This window comes from Nocardiopsis sp. EMB25, from assembly GCF_026797795.1.
Lineage (GTDB): Bacteria > Actinomycetota > Actinomycetes > Streptosporangiales > Streptosporangiaceae > Nocardiopsis > Nocardiopsis lucentensis.
On the sequence record NZ_JAMTDN010000001.1, the window covers coordinates 555,897 to 574,757 of the forward strand.

The window sequence follows — 18,861 nt, forward strand, 5'->3', positions numbered from 1 at the left end:
ACTACTTCACCCAGTTGACGTTGAACGGGTAGCGGTACCATTCGCCCCGGTTGGCGGCCACGCCGCCGAGGATCCCCAGGACCAGGCAGACCACGGCGACGACAACCCACGTCAGTATGCCGATGAGCACGATCGTCAACAGCCAGGACACCACGATGCCGATCGTGACGAGGATCTGGAAGTTGAGCGCCTGGACCGACTGGTCGCGGACGAACGGTGACTCGTCCTTCTTGACGAGGAACACGATCAGCGGGACGATCCAGCCGAACCCCGAGAAGAAGAAACCGGCCAACCCGCCGCCCAGGTGAGCGATCAGGCCCATCTGCCGTTCGGCCTGGTTGGGCTGGCCGGTCGTGGCCGAGGAGGGCTCGAAGCCACCCTGCGGGTATCCACCGGGCTGGTAGCCCCCCTGCGGGTATCCGCCGGGAGGGTGACCGCCCTGCTGGTGCCCTCCGGGAGCGTGGCCACCGGGAGGCGGACCGTAGCCGGTTTCCCCGCCGGGCGGATGGGTACCCGGCGAAGGCCCGTACCCGGGCCGCTCGTCGCCCCGCGGACCGGCGGGAGGCGGCTGCCCGCCGCCGCCCTCCTGACCTTGGCGCCGCCGCTCCCGGTCGTCGGGCTCCTCTGGAGGTGGTGTGTTCGGGTGCGACATGGCGGTGTCCCTTCGTGCTGACTCACTCAGACACTCTCGGGGGGACTACTTCAGGAGACGGATGCTCATCGGGTAGCGGTACGTGGTCCCCTTGTTGGCCCTGGACGCTCCCATGACCCCGAAGACGATCGCGAGGATCCAGATCAGCGCGATCAGTACGGAGCCGATCCAGGCCAGCCCTGGGAAGAAGATACCCAGTCCGATGAAGACCACGCAGGTGAAAACGTAGGGGATGAGCAGGGTGAGCTGGAAATTCGCCGCCTCGGACGCGTGGTGGCGCACGACCGGGGACTGGTTGCGCTTGGCCAGGTAGATCGCCAGCGGGGGGATCCAGCCCAGGAAGGCGATCACGAACCCGGACAGGTGCGCCATCATCGACACCAGGGTGCCGTCGTCTCCGCCGCCCATCGGCACCGGCCCCTGGCCGCCGGGCTGCCCGTAGGCGGCCGGACCACCCGGGAAGGGGGGCTGCTGGGGCTGGCCGGGCTGTCCCGGATGCGGAGCGAACGCCTGCTGCGCGGGGTCGGGCTGGGGCGCGTACGCCTGGGGCTGCGCGTACCCCTGCTGCGCGGGGTCGGGCTGGGGCGCGTAGGAGGGGTGGCCGCCGGAGTGCTGGCCGTGGACGGGCTGGCCCGGCTGGGCCATGCCAGGCTGGGGCGCGTACGGCGACTGCCCGGCCGCGGGCTGGGCGTATCCCTGGGGTACGGGCGGCTGCTGGGCGTACCCCTGCTGCGGCTGTCCCGGGGCGGCGGGCGGTGGTGCGAAGCCCGGCTGACCGCCCGACGGCTGCTGCTCCTGTCCCGGCTGACCCTGGAACTGCTGCTGCGCGGGCTGCTGGTGGGGCCCCTGCTGGTCGACCTGGGGTGGGTGGGGGGACTGCCCACCGGACGGGTGTCCGTACGCCGCCTGGGCACCCGAGGGCTGGCCGCCCTCCGGCTGCGGGGCGTACGGAGACCGGGCTCCGGAGGACTGCGCGTCCGGCTGGGGCGCGTACGCCTGCTGCGGGTACGCCTGGGGCTGCGCGTACCCCTGCTGCGCGGGGTCGGGCTGGGGCGCGTAGGGGGACTGCTCGCCCGACGGCTGCGCCTGACCGGGCTGGGCGGGCGCCTGGGGTCGTGCGGGCTGCTGGCCCTGCGGGTCCTCCGGGGACGGGGGGTTCGTCGGGGTCTCGCTCATGCTCTTCCTTGGCTCCGCTGCTGAGGGGCGGTTGTTGTCTGTGGGGCTGTACCGACGACCGGGGAGGGCCCGAGACGGGCGACCGGCACGACCGGACGCGGTGTCCTCGCCGTCGCCTGCACTGAAATCCTAGTGTTCACCCGGATGCGGTCCCGTGACGAAGTCGATGAGCTCCTCGACCCGACCGAGCAGCGACGGCTCCAGGTCGGCGTAGGAGCGTACCGAGCCCAGGATCCGGCGCCAGGCCTCACCGGTCTCCATCCGCCACCCCAGAGCGCGGACGACCCCCTCTTTCCAGGGCGTCCCCCGCGGAACCTCCGGCCAGCGCTCGATCCCCAGGGCTCGGGGGCGCACCGCCTGCCAGACGTCGACGTAGGGGTGACCGGCCACCAGGACGTGGTCACCGCGCACCCGTTCGGTGATCCTGCTCTCCTTGGAGCCGGGGACGAGGTGGTCCACCAAGACCCCCAACCGACGGCCGGGACCGGGGGAGAAGTCCGCGACGATCGAGGGCAGGTCGTCGACCCCCTCCAGGAACTCTACGGCCACACCCTCCACGCGGAGGTCGTGCCCCCAGACCTTCTCCACGAGCTCGGCGTCGTGCGCGCCCTCGACGTAGATCCGGCTCTCCCGGGCGGTGCGCGCCCTGGCGTCCGTCACCGCGATCGAGCCCGACGCGCTGCGCAGCGGTCCCCTCGGCGCGGCCGTGGGACGCACCAGCGTGACCGGTTGCCCGTCGACCAGGAACGCCGCCGGTCCCAGATCGAACACCCGGCGGCGGCCGTGCCGGTCCTCCAGGGTCACGGTCGCCTTGTCCCAGGCCACCACGGCTCCGCAGAACGTCTCCTCCGCGTCCTCCACGACCAGGTCCCGGCTCAGGGGCGTCTCGGGGATCTCCCGCCTCCTGGGTCGACGCCAGTCCCCGGCCAGAACGTCACGGCCGTAGCGGCCGGTTCCCTTAGGTGCCACGGTCGTGCAGTCTACTGGTGTGGCCCGCGACGCGGTCGGTGCCGCCTTCCCCGGCGCGGTCGGCCCCCGGGCCGTGGCCGGCGGGGAAGATCGGGGTCCGCCGGGGGTGTTACTACCGGTGGGTAGCAGACCGCGTTTGCGACCGGGCTTAGAATTAGCACTGAGGACCACGGAGTGCCAGGAGGTGGCGAGTTGCTGGATGAGCGCAAGCTCGCGGTCCTGCGTGCCGTCGTCGAGGACTTCGTCAACACCAACGAACCCGTTGGCTCCAAGGCCCTCGCGGACCGGCACCCCCTCGGGGTTTCACCCGCGACCATCCGCAACGACATGGTCGCCCTCGAGGAGGACGGCTACATCACCCAGCCGCACACCAGTGCCGGCCGTGTGCCCACGGACAAGGGTTACCGGCTCTTCGTGGACCGCCTCTCCTCGGTCAAGCCGCTCTCGGCCGCCGAACGGCGGGCCATCGAGTCCTTCCTCACGGGCGCGGTGGACCTCGACGAGATCGTCGCGCGTACGGTGCGTCTGCTGGCCCAGCTCACGCGCCAGGTCGCGATCGTGCAGTACCCGTCCCTGACCCGTTCCTCGGTGCAACACGTGGAACTGGTGCCCCTCGGTGGCCCGCGGCTCATGATGGTCGTGATCACCAACACGGGCAGGGTCGAACAGAGGGTCATCGACGGACTGGGCTCGGTGAGTGAGAGCGCCGTCAACGACCTGCGCGCCATGCTCAACCGGGCCATCGCGGGACGCCTCCTCGGCGACGTCCCCGACGCGGTGGACGCCCTGCCCGCGCAGGTCGACCCGGAGCACCGGCACATGGCGGTGTCGGTGCTGTCGATCCTGTTGGAGAGCCTCGTGGAACGCCATGAGGAGAAGATCGTCCTGGCGGGCACCGCCAACCTCGCGGCGGTGGACTTCGCCGCCAGCCTGCGGGACGTGTTGGAAGCGCTGGAAGAGAACATGGTCCTCATCCGTTTGCTGGGTGAGGCGAAGGACCCTTCGATGCTGACCGTGCGCATCGGCGAGGAGAACTTCCACGAGGGTCTGCGGTCCACCTCCATCGTGTCAGCCGACTATGGCGTGGGAAACCAGTCGCTGGCCAAGATCGGAGTCGTGGGTCCCACCCGGATGGACTACCCGGGAACGATGGGCGCCGTACGTGCGGTGGCTCGGTATGTCGGACAGATTTTGGCAGGACAGTAACTCAGTGGCCAGAGACTATTACCAGGTTCTCGGGGTGCGTCGTGACGCGTCCAAGGACGAGATCAAGAAGGCGTACCGGCGGCTCGCGCGCGAGCTGCACCCGGACATCAACCCCGACCCCGCGACCCAGGAGCGCTTCAAGGAGGTGACCCAGGCCTACGAGGTCCTCTCCGACGAGAACAAGCGTCAGATGTTCGACATGGGCCAGGACCCCTTCGCTCCGGCCGGTGGCGGCGGCGCCGGAGGCTTCGGCGGCGCGGGCGGCTTCGCGTTCGACGACATCATGAACGCGTTCTTCGGCGGCGGGCAGCCCGGCGCGCGCGGACCGCGCGAACGGGTCCGCCGCGGACGCAGTATCAAGATCCGCGTCGAGCTGGACCTGAAGGAGACCGCCTTCGGCGTCAGCAAGGACATCACCTTCCCCACGGCGATCCTGTGCGAGACCTGCCAGGGCGAGGGGACGGCCGCGGGTTCGCACCGCACCACGTGCGAGATGTGCCACGGCCAGGGCGAGGTCTCCCAGGTCACGCGTTCCTTCCTCGGCCAGGTCATGACCTCGCGCCCCTGCCCTCAGTGCTCGGGCCAGGGCACGGTCATCACCGACCCCTGCGCCGACTGCGCGGGCGAGGGCCGGGTGCGCGAGAAGGTCACCCGCACGGTGAAGATCCCGGCCGGCGTCGACGACGGCACCCGCATCCAACTCGCGGGCGAGGGTGAGGTGGGCCCCAACGGAGGGCCGCGCGGCGACATCATCCTGGAGATCATCCAGCGCCCGCACCCCACCTTCGAACGGCGGGGCGACGACCTGCACTGCACCGTGACCGTGCCCATGACCGCCGCCGCGCTGGGCGCCTCCTTCGCCTTCGACACCCTCGACGGCACGGAGAACATCGACCTGCGCCCCGGCACCAACTCCGGGCACGTCATCACCCTGCCGAACAAGGGCGTCACCCACCTGGACGGGGGAGGCCGCGGTGACCTGCGCATCCGCGTCGACGTGGAGACCCCCTCCAAGCTCGACGAGGAGCAGGAGGCGCTGCTGCGCAAGTTCGCCGAACTGCGTGGTGAGGACCAGTCGCCCGGGCGCTTCAGCCCCGGCCACGGCGGCTTCTTCGCCAAGATCCGCGACGCCTTCGGAGCCAAGTGACCCCGGCGGTCTTCCTGGTCGACACCGCCGAACTGACGGCCGACCGAGTCGAGGTCACGGGTCCCGAGGGGCGGCACGCCGCTGTCGTGCGCCGGATCCGCGAGGGTGAGACGGTGGACCTGTCCGACGGACTCGGAAGGCGTGCCCGTTGCACGGTGACCGGGGTCGCCAAGGACGGGATCGTCTGCGCGGTGGTCGAACGCTGGGAGGAGCCTGAGCCCCGCCCGCGGCTGACCGTCGTCCAGGCCCTGCCCAAGGGCGACCGCGGGGAACTGGCCGTGGAGATGATGACCGAGGCCGGGGTGGACGCGGTCGTCCCCTGGGCAGCCGAGCGCTGTATCACCCGATGGAAGGGCGACCGGGCGGCCAAGTCCCTGGGCAAGTGGCGGGCCGCCGCCCGCGAGGCGGCCAAGCAGGCGCGGCGCGGGCGGCTGCCGGAGGTGGCCGGGTTGGCCGACCGCGCGGCCGTGGCGAAGCTGCTGGCCGAGGCCGACCTCGCGGTCGTCCTGCACGAGGACGGTGCCCAGCGCCTGGCCGGCATGGATCTTCCCGACGGTGAGGGAACGGAGATCGTCCTGGTCGTCGGTCCCGAGGGCGGTTTCTCCGAGGCCGAACTCGAGGCCTTCGCCGAGGCCGGGGCGGTGCCGGCGCTGCTGGGACCGACGGTCCTGCGCACCTCCACCGCGGGGGTGGCCGCGCTGTCGGTGCTCCAGGCGCGCACCGGGCGCTGGTAGTAGGGGAGGGGCCGGAGCCGGCACGAAGACGACGAGGGGCGGCCACGGAATCGGATTCCGTGGCCGCCCCTCGCGCGTGCCCTGGCGGAACACGGTCAGTTCTGCGGGGCCTCCGCCGTGCCGCCGTCCGTGCCGCTGCCGCCGGTGCTGTCGTCGGTGGGCTCGTCGCCGCCTCCGGTGTCCTGCGAACCGTCGTCCCCGGAGGCGCCGTCCTCACCGGTGCCGTCCGTGGCTCCGTCGGTGTTCTCGTCCGTGGGTTCGTCGTCGGCGGTGGTGCAGTCGTCCGTCCCGGCTTCGTCGGACGTCTGCCCCTCGCTCTCGCCGTGTCCGGGGCTCGCCTCCTCGGAGGGGGCCGGTCGGCCGGGGGAGCAACCATCGGTCGCGGTGGCCTCCTCCGTCGGAGCGGACGGCTCGGCCGAGGCGGTGGGCGTGGGGGTGGGGTCCTTCGCGGGCTCCGGTTCGGGAGCAGCCACCCCCGAGCCCGCGTCGGGGGCGGGCTCGGCGGGGGCCGTCTCCTCCTCGGAGGGGGCCACCGCCGGGGGGGCGCCCTCGCGGTTGGCGCCCGCGGGGACGATCTCCAGCACCTGGTCGCGGACCTCGGGGTTGGAGATGACCACGGACGCGGCGATCAGGACCGCCCCCGCCACCGCGAGCGCGGGGCGTAGCCAGGGCAGTCCGAACCAACCGCCTCGGGCGCGCCCGGTCCGCTCACGGATCAGGTTCAGCCCCTCCGCGGAGGGCTCGCACGCGTCCGCCTCGGATCTGAGGATCGAGCGGAGTCGGCTCTCGAACTCGTCGTTCTCGGATGGGCTGCTCATGTCGTCTGCTCCAGGACGGAGCGGAGCGCGGAGATACCACGGGACGTGTGACTCTTCACCGCGCCCTTGCTGATCCCCATGGCGTCCGCGATCTGCGCCTCGGACAGGTCGCCGTAGTACCGGAGCACGATGGCCTCTCGCTGACGGGTGGGTAGTTTGCGCAGGGCCCTGATCACGGCCTCGCGCTCCAACTGGTTCATGGCGCCGTGCTCCGCGCTGGGAGCGTCCGGTAGCGCCTTGGGTGCGTGCTTCTCCACGACGGCCCGGTGGCGCAGCACCGACCGCGCCTTGTTCACGACCGCCTGCCGAAGGTAGGACAGGGCCTTGTTGGGGTCGCGCAGCCGTCGCCAGGCCGAGTGCATGGCGACGAAGGAGTCCTGCACGACCTCCTCCGCGGTCGCGTGGTCCCGGACGAGCAGCGAGGCGAGACGGACCAGCGGTCGGTAGTGCTCCCGATAGAGTTCGGTCACCGCGTGGTCGGCGTCCCAGCCCACGGCGAGGGGAGCCGTGGTGGCTCCCGCCACCATGGTTTCTGTCGTCACATCAGTTCGACGCACACCCTTGTCGCGGGGTTTACGAAAGGGCATACCTCTTCTTTTCCAAGTAGGGGTGCGTTCCGGTCCGAACACGCTGGAGGGTGGACATCGGCGGAGGAGGCCGACGACCCGACGCGCACGGGTGCAAAGCCTATCGCGATTCTTCCGACGGGAGACGCGGTACCAGGTGTTCCGGTCCGGGCCTTCACGGTCCCGGTGGTCGGGACCTGCGGCATCATGGTGACCGGACAATCCGAGACGGCCGCTCCGCCGAAACCCGCCATGCGGGGCGCGGGAGCGGGAACAACCGGGCGACAGTCCCCCGACGGAGGTAATCGATGGCCGAGGCCGACTGCCTTTTCTGCAAGATCGTACGGGGGGAGGTGCCCGCCGAGATCGTCCGCGAGGGCAAGCGCACCGTCGCCTTCCGCGACATCAACCCCCAGGCCCCCACGCACGTGCTGATCGTCCCGCGTGACCACCACCCCGACGCCGCGGCCGCCGCGGCCGCCAGGACGGGTCTGTTGGACGAGATCGCGTTGGAGGCCCGTGAGGTGGCCGAGGCCGAGGGCGTGGCCGACGCGGGGTACCGCTTGGTGTTCAACACCGGGAGCGGCGCCGGGCAGACGGTGTTCCACCTGCACGGTCACCTGCTCGGCGGACGCGGCCTGAACTGGCCGCCCGGGTAGACGGCGCCTGGCGCGGGACCTTCGCCTCGCGGCGGCCCGCGTCAACATCCCTGCTCCGGGCAGGCGCGAGGGCGTGGCCGCGGTCGAAAAAGCGATCGATCAGGATGACGGCGCGTTGGTAGACTCGAGGCGTGGCCCCAGGGGCCGGGGAGCCGCAGGAGGCACCGGTTCGAAGAACGGGCCCGGTACCGGCTCGGGTGCCGCAGGCGTCGCACCCCGCCAGCGAGGGCGGGGTCGGATCGAAGGGTAGGGACAGCGGCCGCAAGGCCCCGTCATGGCCGAGACAACGCACACGCAACCGCGACAGGACACCCAGGTCAAGGTCGTGGTCCCGGACGAGCACACGATGGTCAGCCTGCTGGGCTCGGGGGACGAACTCCTCAGGGTTCTGGAACGGGCCTTCGACAGTGACATCCACGTCCGTGGGAACGAGTTCACGATCAGCGGCAGCCCCGAGGAGACCGCGGTCGTGGTCCGCCTCGTCGAGGAGCTCATCGAACTCGCCAAGAGCGGCACCCACGTCACCCCCGACACCATCGAGCGCATGATCCACATGCTGCGCACGCCCGGCTCGGAACGCCCGGCCGACGTGCTCACCACCAACATCCTGTCCAACCGGGGCAGGACCATCCGCCCCAAGACCGTCAACCAGAAGCGGTACGTCGACGTCATCGACCGGCACACGGTCGTGTTCGGCATCGGTCCGGCGGGAACCGGCAAGACCTACCTGGCGATGGCCAAGGCCGTCAAGGCGCTCCAGGACAAGGAGGTCAACCGGATCATCCTCACCCGCCCCGCGGTCGAGGCGGGCGAGCGGCTGGGCTTCCTGCCGGGCACGCTCTACGAGAAGATCGACCCCTACCTGCGGCCGCTGTACGACGCGCTGCACGACATGCTCGACCCCGACTCGATCCCCAAGCTGATGTCGGCCGGGACCATCGAGGTCGCGCCCCTGGCGTACATGCGCGGGCGTAGTCTCAACGACTCCTTCATCATCCTGGACGAGGCCCAGAACACCTCGCCCGAGCAGATGAAGATGTTCCTCACCAGGCTCGGCTTCGGGTCCAAGATCGTCGTGACCGGTGACGTCACGCAGGTCGACCTGCCCGGCGGGCAGACCAGCGGCCTGCGCACCATCGAGAACATCCTGAGTGACATCGACGACATCGCCTTCTGTCGCCTGTCCAGCGAGGACGTGGTCCGCCACAAGCTCGTCGGGCAGATCGTGGACGCCTACGGCCGCTACGACGCCGCCCAGGGCGGCCGCTCGGGTGCCAACGGCGGACGGCCCCGCCGCACGGGGCCCCGGCAGGGCTCCGCCGACACCCCGACCGACACCGGCCCCGGGAGCCCCCACGCGAAATAGCGGGCAGACTGGAGTAGTACAACGTTCGAGCTGGTGGGCCCGCCGTGGTGCGGGCCCACCGGTGTCGGACGCCCCGGCGCGGCCGCAGGCGGTGACGCGCCGCCGGGCGGTCACCCCGCCCGGCCATGACGATTTCCAAGTGAGGCATCCGCAAACGATGAGTATCGACGTCGCCAACGAGTCGGGCGTCACCACCGTGGACGAGGAGCGACTCTCCCGCCTGGCTCGGCACGTGCTCGACGCCATGCGCGTCCACCCGCTGGCGGAGCTCTCCGTCGTCCTGGTGGACGAGGAGCCGATGACGGACCTGCACGTGCGGTGGATGGACGAGCCCGGACCCACCGACGTTCTGTCCTTCCCGATGGACGAGCTGCGTCCCGGAGGCCCCGGCCGTACCAGTGAACCGGGCGTCCTCGGCGACGTGATCATCTGCCCCCAGGTGGCCGAGCGCCAGGCGCTCAAGGCCGGGCACCCGACCGAGGCCGAGATCGACCTGCTGTGCACGCACGGCATCCTGCACCTGCTCGGCTACGACCACGCCGAGCCGGACGAGCACAAGGAGATGTTCGGTCTCCAAGGCGAGATCCTGGCCTCCTGGCGCGAGCGTGAGGCGGCCTCGGCCGGGGGAGACGAGAGCGACCGATGAGCGCCGCGTCGGCCCCGACGGCGTTGGCCGCGGGTGATCCCGTCCTGTGGGGCGGCGCGTTCGCCGCCGCCCTGCTGCTGATCGCCGTGGCCGGGTTCCTGGCCGCCGCCGAGGTGGCCGTCACCCGGGTGGGCTCGGTCGGACTGCCCGAGAGCCCTGGCGAGAGGGGCACCGGCCCCCGCTGGGAGAGGGTGGCCGCCGACCCGACCCGTCACCTCAACGTCCTGCTGTTCCTGCGCGTGGTCGCCGAGGTGTGCGCGACCCTGGCCACCGCGCTGGGCATGGTGTTCCTGCTGGGCCCGGGCTGGCCCGCGCTGGTCCTGGCGCTCCTGACACTGGTCGTGGTGGAGTCGGTGTTCGTCGCGATCGCCCCGCGCATCCTGGGCCGCCAGTTCGCCGGACCGATCGCCAGGGCCAGCGCCGCCGTCCTCCACCCGGCGCAGGTGGTGGTGAGCCCGGTCGCCCAACTCCTGGTGGGGCTGGGACGGGCGCTCACCCCGAGGGGCAAGGGGGACCGCGAGGGACCGTTCAGCACCGAGGTCGAGCTGCGTCAACTCGTGGACCTGGCCGAGCGCGGCGAGGTCATCGACCCCGAGGAACGCCAGATGATCCACTCGGTGTTCAAGCTCGACGACACCTCCGTACGCGAGGTGATGGTGCCGAGGCCCGACATCGTGTTCACCAACCGGGACGCGGACGCCGACGCGGTCCTGTCGCTCGCCCTGGCCAGCGGCTACTCACGGATCCCCGTGACGGGTGAGGACGAGGACGACGTGGTCGGCATCGTCTACCTCAAGGACGTCGTCGAGCGGCTGCGCGACCGCTGGTCGGCCACCGCCGGAGGGGGCGAGGAGCCGCCGCTGTCGGCGGGGGACGTGATGCGTCCGGCGACGTACGTACCCGACACCAAGCCCATCGACGAGCTGCTGCGCGAGATGCAAAAGCACCGCAACCACGTCGCCGTGGCCATCGACGAGTACGGCGGTACCGCGGGTCTGGTGACCCTGGAGGACATCGTGGAGGAGATCGTCGGTGAGATCACCGACGAGTACGACCACGAGATCCCGCCCGTGCAGTGGCTGGACGGGACCCGGGTGCGTGTGACGGCGCGCCTGCCGTTGGGGGAACTCGACGAACTGTTCCCCGACCGGGACCTGGACGTGCCCGACGTCGAGACGGTCGGCGGTCTGGTCGCCTTCGTGCTGGGGCGGGTCCCCACGGGCGGGGCACAGGCGCAATACGCTGGTCTCAGACTCACCCTGGAAGGCCGCAACGGCCGCCGGAACCGCCTGACCACGGTGTTGGTGGAGCGTCTGCCGGACGGCGGCGGGGCCCCCGACGGTCAGGGGAAGAACGAGGACGTAAGGAGCACGGAGCAGTGACGGAGACGACGGGGCTGGGCCCCGAGGACGGCAAGCTCATCACCCTCGCCCGGGCCTCGAGGGCCCGCAACGCGGCGGCCGAGGGCGCGGCGGTGCGCGACGAGACCGGGCGCACCTACGTCGCCACGACGGTCGCGCTGCCCTCGCTCCAGCTGACCGCGTTGCAGGCGGCCGTCGCGGCGGCCGTGTCAAGCGAGGCCTCCGCCCTGGAGGCCGCGGTGGTGGTGACCGAGGCCAAGGAACTGACTGAGGACGACCGCGCGGTGGCGGACGACCTGAAGACCCAGCTGGTGGTGATCGCGGCCCCTGACGGGGTGCCCGCGAGCGTCACCCGGCGCTGAGAAGGAATGATGAACGACCTCGACCTGGAGAAGCTGCGGCTTCCGCTGCCCGCGCCCTCCCACCCGGAGGGTTTCCGCAGCGGGTTCGCCTGCTTCGTGGGCCGCCCCAACGTGGGCAAGTCCACCCTGATGAACGCGTTGGTCGGTCAGAAGGTGGCGATCACCAGCAACCGGCCGCAGACGACACGGCGGACGGTGCGCGGGATCGTCCACCGGTCGGACGCGCAGCTGATCATCGTGGACACACCCGGCCTGCACAAGCCCCGCACACTGCTGGGGGAGCGGCTGGACTCGCTGGTGCGGTCCACGTTGGTCGAGGTGGACGTGATCGCGTTCTGCCTGCCCGCCAACGAGCCGATCGGGCGGGGTGACACCTACATCGCCAAGGAACTGGCGGAGCAGACCAACACCCCCGTGGTCGCGCTGGTCACCAAGACCGACCTGGTCGACCGGGAGACCGTCGGCAAACAGCTGCTCGCGGTGCAGGAGCTGGGCGAGTGGGCCGACATCGTCCCGGTGTCGGCGGAGGGCGGTTTCCAACTCGACACCGTCACCGACGTGCTGTGCTCCCACCTGCCCGAGGGGCCGCCGCTGTACCCGGACGGAGACCTGACGGACGAGCCCGACGAGATGCTCGTGGCGGAGTTGGTCCGCGAGGCCGCCCTGGAGGGTGTGCGCGACGAGTTGCCGCACTCGATCGCGGTGGTCGTGGACGAGATGAACGAGCGGGAGAACACCAGGCCGGGCAAGGAGCTGGTGGACATCTACGCCTCGTTGTACGTGGAGCGCTCCAGCCAGAAGGCGATCGTCATCGGGTCGAAGGGATCCCGGCTGCGGGACGTCGGTTCGCGGGCCCGCAAGCAGATCGAGGGGCTGCTGGGGCGGCGGGTCTTCCTGGACCTGCGCGTGCGGGTGGCCAAGGACTGGCAGCGCGACCCCAAGCAGCTGCGCAGACTGGGCTTCGACCAGCAGACGTAGTCTTTGTGGTCCTCCGCTTCGCTTTGGACCGGGTTCGGGCGCCCGAGGAGCAGGGATTCTTCCTCCTCGGCGGCGCCCGAACGACACCCCCCTTGGGCGGCCGTGCCAAGGAACGGAAGTGGGCCGTGGCCGACGCCGGCCACGGCCCCTCCGTCATCGGGGGCCGGTCAGCTCTGGTTGTTGAGGTCGGTGGCCAGGGTGCGGGCGGCCTCCTGGACCAGGGGAGCGGCGCGGTCGACGAACTCCCAGGTCACGCGGCGGTCCGGGCCCGACACGGACACGGCCATCTGAGAGGGTGCGCCCTCGACCGGGACCGCCACGCAGCGCACGCCGATCTCCTGCTCGCCGTCGTCGATGGCGAAGCCGCGTTCGCGGATGCGCTGGAGTTCGGCGGCGAAGTCCTCGGGGTTGGTGATGGTGCGGTCGGTCGCGGCGGGCATGCCCGTACGGCGCACGGTCGCCAGCGCCTCGTCGTCACTGAGCTGTGAGAGCAGGGCCTTGCCGACCCCGGCCGAGTGCGGCAGGACACGCCGGCCGACCTCGGTGAACATGCGCATGGCGTGCGGTGAGGGCACCTGCGCCACGTAGATGACCTTGTCGCCGTCGAGCATCGCCAGGTTGGCGGTCTCGCCCAGGACCTCGACCAGGTGGGCGAGGTGCGGCCGGGCCCAGGTGCCGAGCATCTGCGAGGCCTTGTCGCCCAGACCGATCAGCCGGGGGCCGAGGGCGTAGCGGCGCGAGGGCAGCTGCCGTACGTAGCCGTTGCCGACCAGGGTGCGGATGATGCGGTGGATGGTCGGCAGCGGCAGCTGGGACGACTCGGCGAGTTGGCTGAGGGAGGTCTCACCGCCCGCCTCCGCCATGATCTCCAGTAGGGCGAAGGCGCGTTCGAGGGACTGCACCCCACCGGAACGACCGCGCCTGCCGGTCTCCTCGGTCAGGGGCGGGGTGTCCGTCTGGGTGGTCTGCGAGGCTGACAAAGGTCATGCTCCCATGTGAAGGCCGCTTGAGGTCACGGTCTTTATTCTGCGATACGAAAAGTACTTCCCATCTCTGAGTCCTCTATAGCACGTGGCCGTCACGTAGTGCTGCCCGAATCCACATGGTTCGGGGCGATCAGGGGCACTCCCGACACCACTGAACTCTTGTTATTCCGAATCGCAGAAGTTAACATCCGCATATAGGAATTTTGGTGGGCCTTCCCACGGGAGGCCGAGCCACCCCCACGGAGAGGAACCGCAACGTGACAGCGGAGGACCCCCTGTCCCTCGACGATCTCACCACCGCGCTGGACGCGCGCCTGGCCGACGCCGACGCGCGCCTGGCCCGTGAGTACCCCGGGGCCAACACGGCTCGTCAGCCGGTGCACACCGTCTACGTTCCCGCTGACCGGATCCGTCCGGGGCTGGCCGCCGACTGGGGGCGCGACGCCCTGGCGGCCCTCGACGAGTTCGCCCCCAAGCCCGCCGACCTCGCCGAGGTCACCGGGCTGAGCGAGTCCGCCGTGGCCGAGGCGCTGCCCCGTGTGCGCGCCAAACTCACCCGCGAACCGATCGAGGACCTGCGCGCCGACCTGGAGGACGGGTACGGGAACCGCGGTGACGAGGCCGAGGACGCCGACGTGGCCTCCGCCGCCGGGGCCTTCTGCGCCGACCTGGAGGCGGGCACCGCCACCCCCTACTTCGGCATCCGGATGAAGGGCATGGAGGCCGCCGGACGGCACCGCGGGATCCGCAGCCTCACCCTGTTCCTCCAGACCCTCCTGGAACGTCGCGGCTCCCTCCCGGACAACCTCGTCCTCACCCTGCCCAAGATCACCTCCGTCGAACAGGTCGAGGCCATGGCCTGGGTCTGCGAGCGGTTGGAGAAGCGCTTCGACCTGCCCGAGGGGCGCCTGCGGTTCGAGCTCCAGATCGAGACCCCCCAGTCGATCCTGCTCCAGGACGGCACCGCCGCCGTGGCCCGGATGATCGGGGCGAGCCAGGGCCGCGCGAGCGCGCTGCACTACGGCACCTACGACTACAGCGCGGCCTGCGGGATCACCGCCGCCTACCAGAGCCTGGCCCACCCGGTCGCCGACCACGCCAAGGCCGTCATGCAGCTCGCCGCCGCGGGTACCGGCGTGTGGCTCTCCGACGGGGGCAGCAACATCCTGCCCGTGGGAGGGCGCGCTGAGGTACACGACGCCTGGCGGCTGCACTCCGGCCTGGTCCGTCGATCCCTGGAGCGCGGGTACTACCAGGGTTGGGACCTGCACCCGAACCAGCTGCCCATGCGCTTCCTGGCCACCTACGCCTTCTACCGGGAGGCGTTCGCGCCCGCCGCGGCCCGCCTCAAGGCCTACTTCGGCGCCGTGGCCGGTGGCGTCATGGATGAGCCCGCCACCGCGCAGGCCCTGGCGTCAGCCCTGGTCAACGGGTTGCGCTGCGGCGCTCTGGACGAGGACGAGATCGAAGAGCACACCGGGACGGACACGGCCACGCTGCTGGCCCTGGCCACCCGCCGAGTCGGACAGGAGCAGTGATGACCACCCACGACCTCCTCGTGCGCGCGAGCCGCGCCGTCACCCCCGAGGGAGAGCGGGCGGTGACCGTCGCCGTCACCGACGGCCGGATCACCGCCGTCCTGCCCGGCGCGGACGCCCCCGCCACCGCGGACAGGGAGATCACCCTGGCTGACGACGAGGTGCTGCTGCCCGGCCTGGTCGACTCCCACGTGCACGTCAACGAACCGGGCCGCACCGAGTGGGAGGGCTTCGCCAGCGCCACCCGCGCCGCCGCTCTGGGCGGGGTGACCACGATCGTCGACATGCCGCTCAACAGCGTGCCCCCGACCACCACGGTGGACGGCCTGAGCACCAAGCGTTCCGTGGCGCGCGACCAGGTCGCCGTGGACGTCGGGTTCTGGGGCGGCGCCGTGCCCGAGAACAGCACCCCCGGCACGACCAAGGAGCTGCGGGCGCTGCACGAGCAGGGCGTGTACGGGTTCAAGGCGTTCCTGTCGCCGTCCGGAGTGGACGAGTTCGGCCACCTGTCACCCGACCAGCTGCGCACGGCGGCGGAGGCGATCGGCGAGTTCGGCGGCCAGATCATCGTGCACGCCGAGGACCCGTCGGTGCTGGACGAGGCTCCCGCCGCGTCGGGCCGCGAGTACGCGGACTTCCTGGCCTCGCGTCCGGACGAGGCTGAGCACGAGGCGATCGCTCTGGTCATCGAGACCGCCCGCCGGACCGGGACCCGGGCGCACATCCTGCACCTGTCCAGTGCCTCGGCGCTGCCGCTGATCGCCCAGGCCCGGGCCGACGGCGTGCCGCTGACCGTGGAGACGTGCCCGCACTACCTGACGCTGGAGGCCGAGGCGATCCCCGCCGGGGCCACCCAGTTCAAGTGCTGCCCGCCCATCCGCGACCACGCCAACCGCGACCTGCTGTGGCGGGCGCTGTCGGACGGCCTGATCGACTGCGTGGTCAGCGACCACTCACCGAGCACGCCGGACCTGAAGGACCTGGACACGGGGGACTTCGGGACGGCCTGGGGCGGGGTGTCCGGGCTCCAGGTCGGTTTCAGCGCGGTGTGGACCGAGGCGCGCCGGCGCGGTGTGCCCCTGGTGGACGTCGTGCGGTGGATGTCCTCCGGTCCGGCACGGGTCGCCGGGGTCGAGGGCAAGGGCGCGATCGTCGAGGGCGGCGACGCGGACTTCGCGATCGTGGCCCCCGAGGAGCCGCTGCGCGTGGTCGCGCGCGACCTCCAGCACAAGAACCCGGTGAGCGCCTACGACGGCGCCGACCTGGTGGGCCGGGTGCGCCGCACGATCCTGCGCGGCGCGGACGTCGACCTGGCCGCTCCCGTCGGGCGGCTGCTGACCCGGGGCTGAGGCTCCTGGCAGCGCGGCCCCGGCGCGAGCGCGTGCCGGGACCGTCACGCGCCGAGGGCTCCCTGGTTGCTATACTTGTATAGCAACCAGGGAGGTTCACCATGTTGGCACTGCGACTTCCGGCCGAGATCGAGGAGAGACTCGAAGCTCTGGCCAAGGAAACCGGCAGGTCGAAGAGCTTCTACGCCCGAGAGGCGATCGTCGCTCACCTGGATGAGCTGGAAGAGGTCTACATCGCCGAGAGCAGGCTTGAGGACCTGCGGGCGGGGCGGAGCGGTACGACGCCGCTCTCGGACGTGATGGACGAGTATGGCCTGGAAAGTTGAACTTCACGACGACGCCAAGTGTGAGCTGCGCAAGCTGGACGGACAGGTCGCACGAAGAATCCTCTGGTTCCTGAACGACCGGATCTCGGGCACCGAGGATCCACGCGCTCTCGGGGATGCTCTGCAGGGCAACAGGCTGGGTGACCTCTGGCGCTATCGAGTCGGGGACTGTCGGATCATCGCTGACATCCAGGACGGGATCGTCACGGTTCTCGTTCTTCACGTGGGTCACCGGAGCCAGGTGTATCGGGGCTGACCACAGGGGCTCCCACTCGCAGGGCGGACATCCGTCGCGCGCGTTCGACCATCTGCCGGAGGGCGGCGTTGACGGTTTCCTCGGGGGTCGAGGTGCCCAGGACCGCGGCGGCTCTGGTCAGTGCCTCGTCGTCGATGTCGATCAGGGCTATGCTCACGGAGGCCTCCCGGCGTTCGATCTCTGACCACCCTAGGGATGCCGGGTCGATCGCAGTGCGCAATCCACGGACTGGTGGCCCCGGCGCGCGGTCGCGCGCCGGGGCCACGGGTGTGGGCGGGGTCAGCCGCAGTAGGTGGCCTCCTCGCCGATGATGCGGTACGGGCAGTCGGCGTAGTCGAGCAGGCGCAGGACGGCCTCCCTGTTACGCGCGGTCTCCCGGTCGATCACCGAGGACGGCGGGTAGAAGCCGCCGCCCCAGTAACTGCTCGGGTACATCTCGTAGGTGAAGTTGACGATCCGCTGGTCGCCCCACAGCCAGTCGTTGATCGTCCCGTCCGTCACGTACAGGTCGCTGGACTGCTGGGGCGTGTACCCGTTGGCCTGGGCCATGTGCGTGCCCAGTGCCGCGTGGGTGTCGTACTCGTCGCGGTTCATCCCGTTGGTCACCTCGTCGTAGGTGTAGCCGAACGGCCACAGGATGAGCTCGCTGTAGGTGTGGAAGTCGATCGCGGACGTGATCTGCTGCTCGCCGCCGACCACCCGGCCGCGCACGAAGTCGGCGACCGCCGAGACCTCGGGGGCGGACTCGGGGTAGGCGCCCCGGTAGGTCGAGCTGGACGTGCTGCCCGACGAACCGCCGCAGCAGCCCCAGTTGTAGTCCCAGTTGCGGTTCAGGTCCGTGCCGACGTAGGACGAACCCGCGTTGGGCTGCCGGTTCTTGCGCCAGTACCGCCACGACGAGCCCGCCATGTCGTACTCGGCGCCGTCGGGGTTGACGTTGGGCAGGATCCAGATCTCCCGGTTGTCCACCAGGTCGGTGATCCTGGCGTCGGAGCCGTACTCGCTGGTGAGCAGCTCCATCAGGTACACGGCCATCTCGACCGTCAGGTGCTCGCGGGCGTGCTGCGAGTGCGTGAACAGGACCTCGGGCTCGTCCTCGTCCGAGCCGACGTTGTCGCTGATCTTGACCGCGATCAGCTCACGCCCCTGGTAGGAGTACCCGTAGACCGACTGGGCGGCGATCCCGGGGTTCTGGGCGGTCACCTGGTCCACGACGTCCCGCAGTTCCGCGTACGTGGTGTACCCGTTGTCGGGGGCGAGCTGCGTGGTGGGCGGGGCGAACTCGGTGACCTCGTACCCGAGGTCGTCGATGGCCTCGACGCTCTCGGAGGTCGCGGTGACGAGCACCGTGTCGGCGCTGATGTCGTCGATCGCCGCGCCGGTCGAGGCGATCTCGGTCCGTTCCTGGGCGGTCGACACGCCGCTGACCTCGTACAGCGCGGGGTCGTCGGCGGACTCGGCGCTGACGGGGCTGAACAGTCCGAGGACCAGCGCGCCGATCGCGAGGGGGGTGAGGATTCTTCGGGGGGTGGGGGAACGCATGACACTGCCTCCGTGGAGCGGGGGGTGAGGCATCGGGCATTTGGCGTCATTGCTAAATAAAGCCGCAAATGCTGTCAATCCGTCTAACTGAGCGTGTCCATCGGAGCGGAACGCCTGGTTTGACGCCTTCGGCAGGTGGGGCCCGCTTCCCGAGGCGGCCGACGGGCACACACCGTGGCCGGATGTGGCCACAGTGTGCACGGGGCGCACACCCCCGGCGGTCG

22 protein-coding genes are annotated in these 18,861 nt (G+C 70.7%); 14 read left to right on the forward strand and 8 right to left on the reverse strand.

The features are described from left to right. Position 1: 1 nt before the first annotated feature. Both KIK06_RS02260 and KIK06_RS02265 read right to left on the reverse strand, forming a co-directional pair. Complete coding sequence (locus KIK06_RS02260; protein WP_268641715.1) at positions 2-652, reverse strand: DUF4870 domain-containing protein; 651 nt, start codon at positions 650-652, stop codon at positions 2-4. A 45-nt stretch (positions 653-697) separates the two neighbouring features. Continuing rightward, the gene (locus tag KIK06_RS02265; RefSeq protein ID WP_040689877.1) at positions 698-1,027 is read right to left on the reverse strand and encodes a DUF4870 domain-containing protein; all 330 of its coding nucleotides are present in this window, start codon (positions 1,025-1,027) and stop codon (positions 698-700) included. Here KIK06_RS02265 and KIK06_RS02270 point away from each other — a divergent pair. Continuing rightward, positions 1,016-1,852, forward strand: a complete 837-nt coding sequence (locus KIK06_RS02270) for a hypothetical protein (RefSeq protein WP_268641716.1) — start codon at positions 1,016-1,018, stop codon at positions 1,850-1,852. The two genes, KIK06_RS02265 and KIK06_RS02270, sit on opposite strands and share 12 nt — an antisense overlap. A gap of 105 nt (positions 1,853-1,957) precedes the next feature. Here KIK06_RS02270 and KIK06_RS02275 read toward each other — a convergent pair whose 3' ends face one another. After that, positions 1,958-2,797: a DUF3097 domain-containing protein gene (locus KIK06_RS02275; RefSeq protein ID WP_026127777.1), complete on the reverse strand. Its 840-nt coding sequence runs from the start codon at positions 2,795-2,797 to the stop codon at positions 1,958-1,960. Between the two features lie 192 nt (positions 2,798-2,989). Between KIK06_RS02275 and hrcA the strand changes: the two genes are divergently transcribed. The 3 genes from hrcA to KIK06_RS02290 are packed head-to-tail and all read left to right on the forward strand — an operon-like array spanning position 2,990 to position 5,884. Beyond that, a complete protein-coding gene (hrcA, locus tag KIK06_RS02280; RefSeq protein WP_268641718.1) occupies positions 2,990-4,003 on the forward strand; it encodes a heat-inducible transcriptional repressor HrcA in 1,014 nt (337 codons plus the stop codon). Between the two features lie 4 nt (positions 4,004-4,007). Continuing rightward, positions 4,008-5,150 (forward strand): molecular chaperone DnaJ, encoded by a 1,143-nt coding sequence (gene dnaJ, locus KIK06_RS02285; protein WP_026127778.1) that lies wholly within the window; start codon positions 4,008-4,010, stop codon positions 5,148-5,150. Beyond that, positions 5,147-5,884 carry a 16S rRNA (uracil(1498)-N(3))-methyltransferase gene (locus KIK06_RS02290; RefSeq protein ID WP_268641719.1) on the forward strand — a complete coding sequence of 246 codons (738 nt, stop codon included), beginning with the start codon at positions 5,147-5,149 and terminating at the stop codon, positions 5,882-5,884. The genes dnaJ and KIK06_RS02290 overlap by 4 nt, the downstream gene beginning before the upstream one ends. 95 nt (positions 5,885-5,979) lie before the next feature. Here KIK06_RS02290 and KIK06_RS02295 read toward each other — a convergent pair whose 3' ends face one another. Together KIK06_RS02295 and KIK06_RS02300 are read right to left on the reverse strand one after the other, a co-directional pair. Next, a complete protein-coding gene (locus KIK06_RS02295) occupies positions 5,980-6,702 on the reverse strand; it encodes a hypothetical protein (RefSeq protein ID WP_268641720.1) in 723 nt (240 codons plus the stop codon). Then, positions 6,699-7,229, reverse strand: coding sequence for a SigE family RNA polymerase sigma factor (locus KIK06_RS02300; protein WP_017599553.1), 531 nt, complete (start codon positions 7,227-7,229; stop codon positions 6,699-6,701). Before KIK06_RS02300 ends, KIK06_RS02295 begins: the two co-directional genes overlap by 4 nt. Before the next feature lie 347 nt (positions 7,230-7,576). On the opposite strand from KIK06_RS02300, the gene KIK06_RS02305 reads away from it, so the two are divergent. From KIK06_RS02305 to era, 6 genes are all read left to right on the forward strand, one after another. Further along, on the forward strand, positions 7,577-7,927 hold the full coding sequence (locus tag KIK06_RS02305) for a histidine triad nucleotide-binding protein (RefSeq protein WP_268641721.1): 351 nt from the start codon (positions 7,577-7,579) through the stop codon (positions 7,925-7,927). A gap of 274 nt (positions 7,928-8,201) precedes the next feature. Then, a complete protein-coding gene (locus KIK06_RS02310; protein WP_017599555.1) occupies positions 8,202-9,293 on the forward strand; it encodes a PhoH family protein in 1,092 nt (363 codons plus the stop codon). A 157-nt stretch (positions 9,294-9,450) separates the two neighbouring features. Next, positions 9,451-9,939 (forward strand): rRNA maturation RNase YbeY, encoded by a 489-nt coding sequence (gene ybeY / locus KIK06_RS02315; protein ID WP_017599556.1) that lies wholly within the window; start codon positions 9,451-9,453, stop codon positions 9,937-9,939. Continuing rightward, complete coding sequence (locus KIK06_RS02320; protein WP_268641722.1) at positions 9,936-11,321, forward strand: hemolysin family protein; 1,386 nt, start codon at positions 9,936-9,938, stop codon at positions 11,319-11,321. The genes ybeY and KIK06_RS02320 overlap by 4 nt, the downstream gene beginning before the upstream one ends. Further along, entirely contained in the window at positions 11,318-11,662 is a 345-nt protein-coding gene (locus KIK06_RS02325; protein ID WP_017599558.1) for a hypothetical protein, read from the forward strand. Before KIK06_RS02320 ends, KIK06_RS02325 begins: the two co-directional genes overlap by 4 nt. Positions 11,663-11,671: 9 nt before the next feature. Continuing rightward, positions 11,672-12,640 (forward strand): GTPase Era, encoded by a 969-nt coding sequence (era, locus tag KIK06_RS02330; RefSeq protein WP_268641724.1) that lies wholly within the window; start codon positions 11,672-11,674, stop codon positions 12,638-12,640. Between the two features lie 167 nt (positions 12,641-12,807). On the opposite strand, the gene KIK06_RS02335 is transcribed toward era, so the two are convergent. Further along, positions 12,808-13,542, reverse strand: coding sequence for an IclR family transcriptional regulator (locus tag KIK06_RS02335; RefSeq protein WP_026127781.1), 735 nt, complete (start codon positions 13,540-13,542; stop codon positions 12,808-12,810). A 341-nt stretch (positions 13,543-13,883) separates the two neighbouring features. Between KIK06_RS02335 and KIK06_RS02340 the strand changes: the two genes are divergently transcribed. From KIK06_RS02340 to KIK06_RS02355, 4 genes are all read left to right on the forward strand, one after another. Further along, the gene (locus KIK06_RS02340) at positions 13,884-15,164 is read left to right on the forward strand and encodes a DUF6986 family protein (RefSeq protein ID WP_268641725.1); all 1,281 of its coding nucleotides are present in this window, start codon (positions 13,884-13,886) and stop codon (positions 15,162-15,164) included. Further along, entirely contained in the window at positions 15,164-16,513 is a 1,350-nt protein-coding gene (gene allB / locus KIK06_RS02345; protein WP_268641726.1) for an allantoinase AllB, read from the forward strand. Before KIK06_RS02340 ends, allB begins: the two co-directional genes overlap by 1 nt. A gap of 101 nt (positions 16,514-16,614) precedes the next feature. Further along, a complete protein-coding gene (gene relB / locus KIK06_RS02350; RefSeq protein WP_017599563.1) occupies positions 16,615-16,839 on the forward strand; it encodes a type II toxin-antitoxin system RelB family antitoxin in 225 nt (74 codons plus the stop codon). After that, positions 16,823-17,095 carry a type II toxin-antitoxin system RelE family toxin gene (locus KIK06_RS02355; RefSeq protein ID WP_268641727.1) on the forward strand — a complete coding sequence of 91 codons (273 nt, stop codon included), beginning with the start codon at positions 16,823-16,825 and terminating at the stop codon, positions 17,093-17,095. The genes relB and KIK06_RS02355 overlap by 17 nt, the downstream gene beginning before the upstream one ends. On the opposite strand, the gene KIK06_RS29210 is transcribed toward KIK06_RS02355, so the two are convergent. Together KIK06_RS29210 and KIK06_RS02365 are read right to left on the reverse strand one after the other, a co-directional pair. After that, complete coding sequence (locus tag KIK06_RS29210) at positions 17,043-17,252, reverse strand: type II toxin-antitoxin system VapB family antitoxin (protein ID WP_327084622.1); 210 nt, start codon at positions 17,250-17,252, stop codon at positions 17,043-17,045. The two genes, KIK06_RS02355 and KIK06_RS29210, sit on opposite strands and share 53 nt — an antisense overlap. A gap of 122 nt (positions 17,253-17,374) precedes the next feature. Further along, on the reverse strand, positions 17,375-18,637 hold the full coding sequence (locus KIK06_RS02365) for a M14 family metallopeptidase (RefSeq protein ID WP_268641728.1): 1,263 nt from the start codon (positions 18,635-18,637) through the stop codon (positions 17,375-17,377). Positions 18,638-18,861 lie beyond the last annotated feature (224 nt).

Coding starts and splice junctions, on each gene's coding strand:
- KIK06_RS02260 (WP_268641715.1), bottom strand. CDS start 652: ATGTCGCACCCGAACACACCACCTCCAGAGGAGCCCGACGACCGGGAG.
- KIK06_RS02265 (WP_040689877.1), bottom strand. CDS start 1,027: ATGATGGCGCACCTGTCCGGGTTCGTGATCGCCTTCCTGGGCTGGATC.
- KIK06_RS02355 (WP_268641727.1), top strand. CDS start 16,823: ATGGCCTGGAAAGTTGAACTTCACGACGACGCCAAGTGTGAGCTGCGC.
- era (WP_268641724.1), top strand. CDS start 11,672: ATGAACGACCTCGACCTGGAGAAGCTGCGGCTTCCGCTGCCCGCGCCC.
- KIK06_RS02305 (WP_268641721.1), top strand. CDS start 7,577: ATGGCCGAGGCCGACTGCCTTTTCTGCAAGATCGTACGGGGGGAGGTG.
- KIK06_RS02320 (WP_268641722.1), top strand. CDS start 9,936: ATGAGCGCCGCGTCGGCCCCGACGGCGTTGGCCGCGGGTGATCCCGTC.
- KIK06_RS02295 (WP_268641720.1), bottom strand. CDS start 6,702: ATGAGCAGCCCATCCGAGAACGACGAGTTCGAGAGCCGACTCCGCTCG.
- KIK06_RS02365 (WP_268641728.1), bottom strand. CDS start 18,637: ATGCGTTCCCCCACCCCCCGAAGAATCCTCACCCCCCTCGCGATCGGC.
- ybeY (WP_017599556.1), top strand. CDS start 9,451: ATGAGTATCGACGTCGCCAACGAGTCGGGCGTCACCACCGTGGACGAG.
- allB (WP_268641726.1), top strand. CDS start 15,164: ATGACCACCCACGACCTCCTCGTGCGCGCGAGCCGCGCCGTCACCCCC.
- KIK06_RS02310 (WP_017599555.1), top strand. CDS start 8,202: ATGGCCGAGACAACGCACACGCAACCGCGACAGGACACCCAGGTCAAG.
- relB (WP_017599563.1), top strand. CDS start 16,615: ATGTTGGCACTGCGACTTCCGGCCGAGATCGAGGAGAGACTCGAAGCT.
- KIK06_RS02300 (WP_017599553.1), bottom strand. CDS start 7,229: ATGGTGGCGGGAGCCACCACGGCTCCCCTCGCCGTGGGCTGGGACGCC.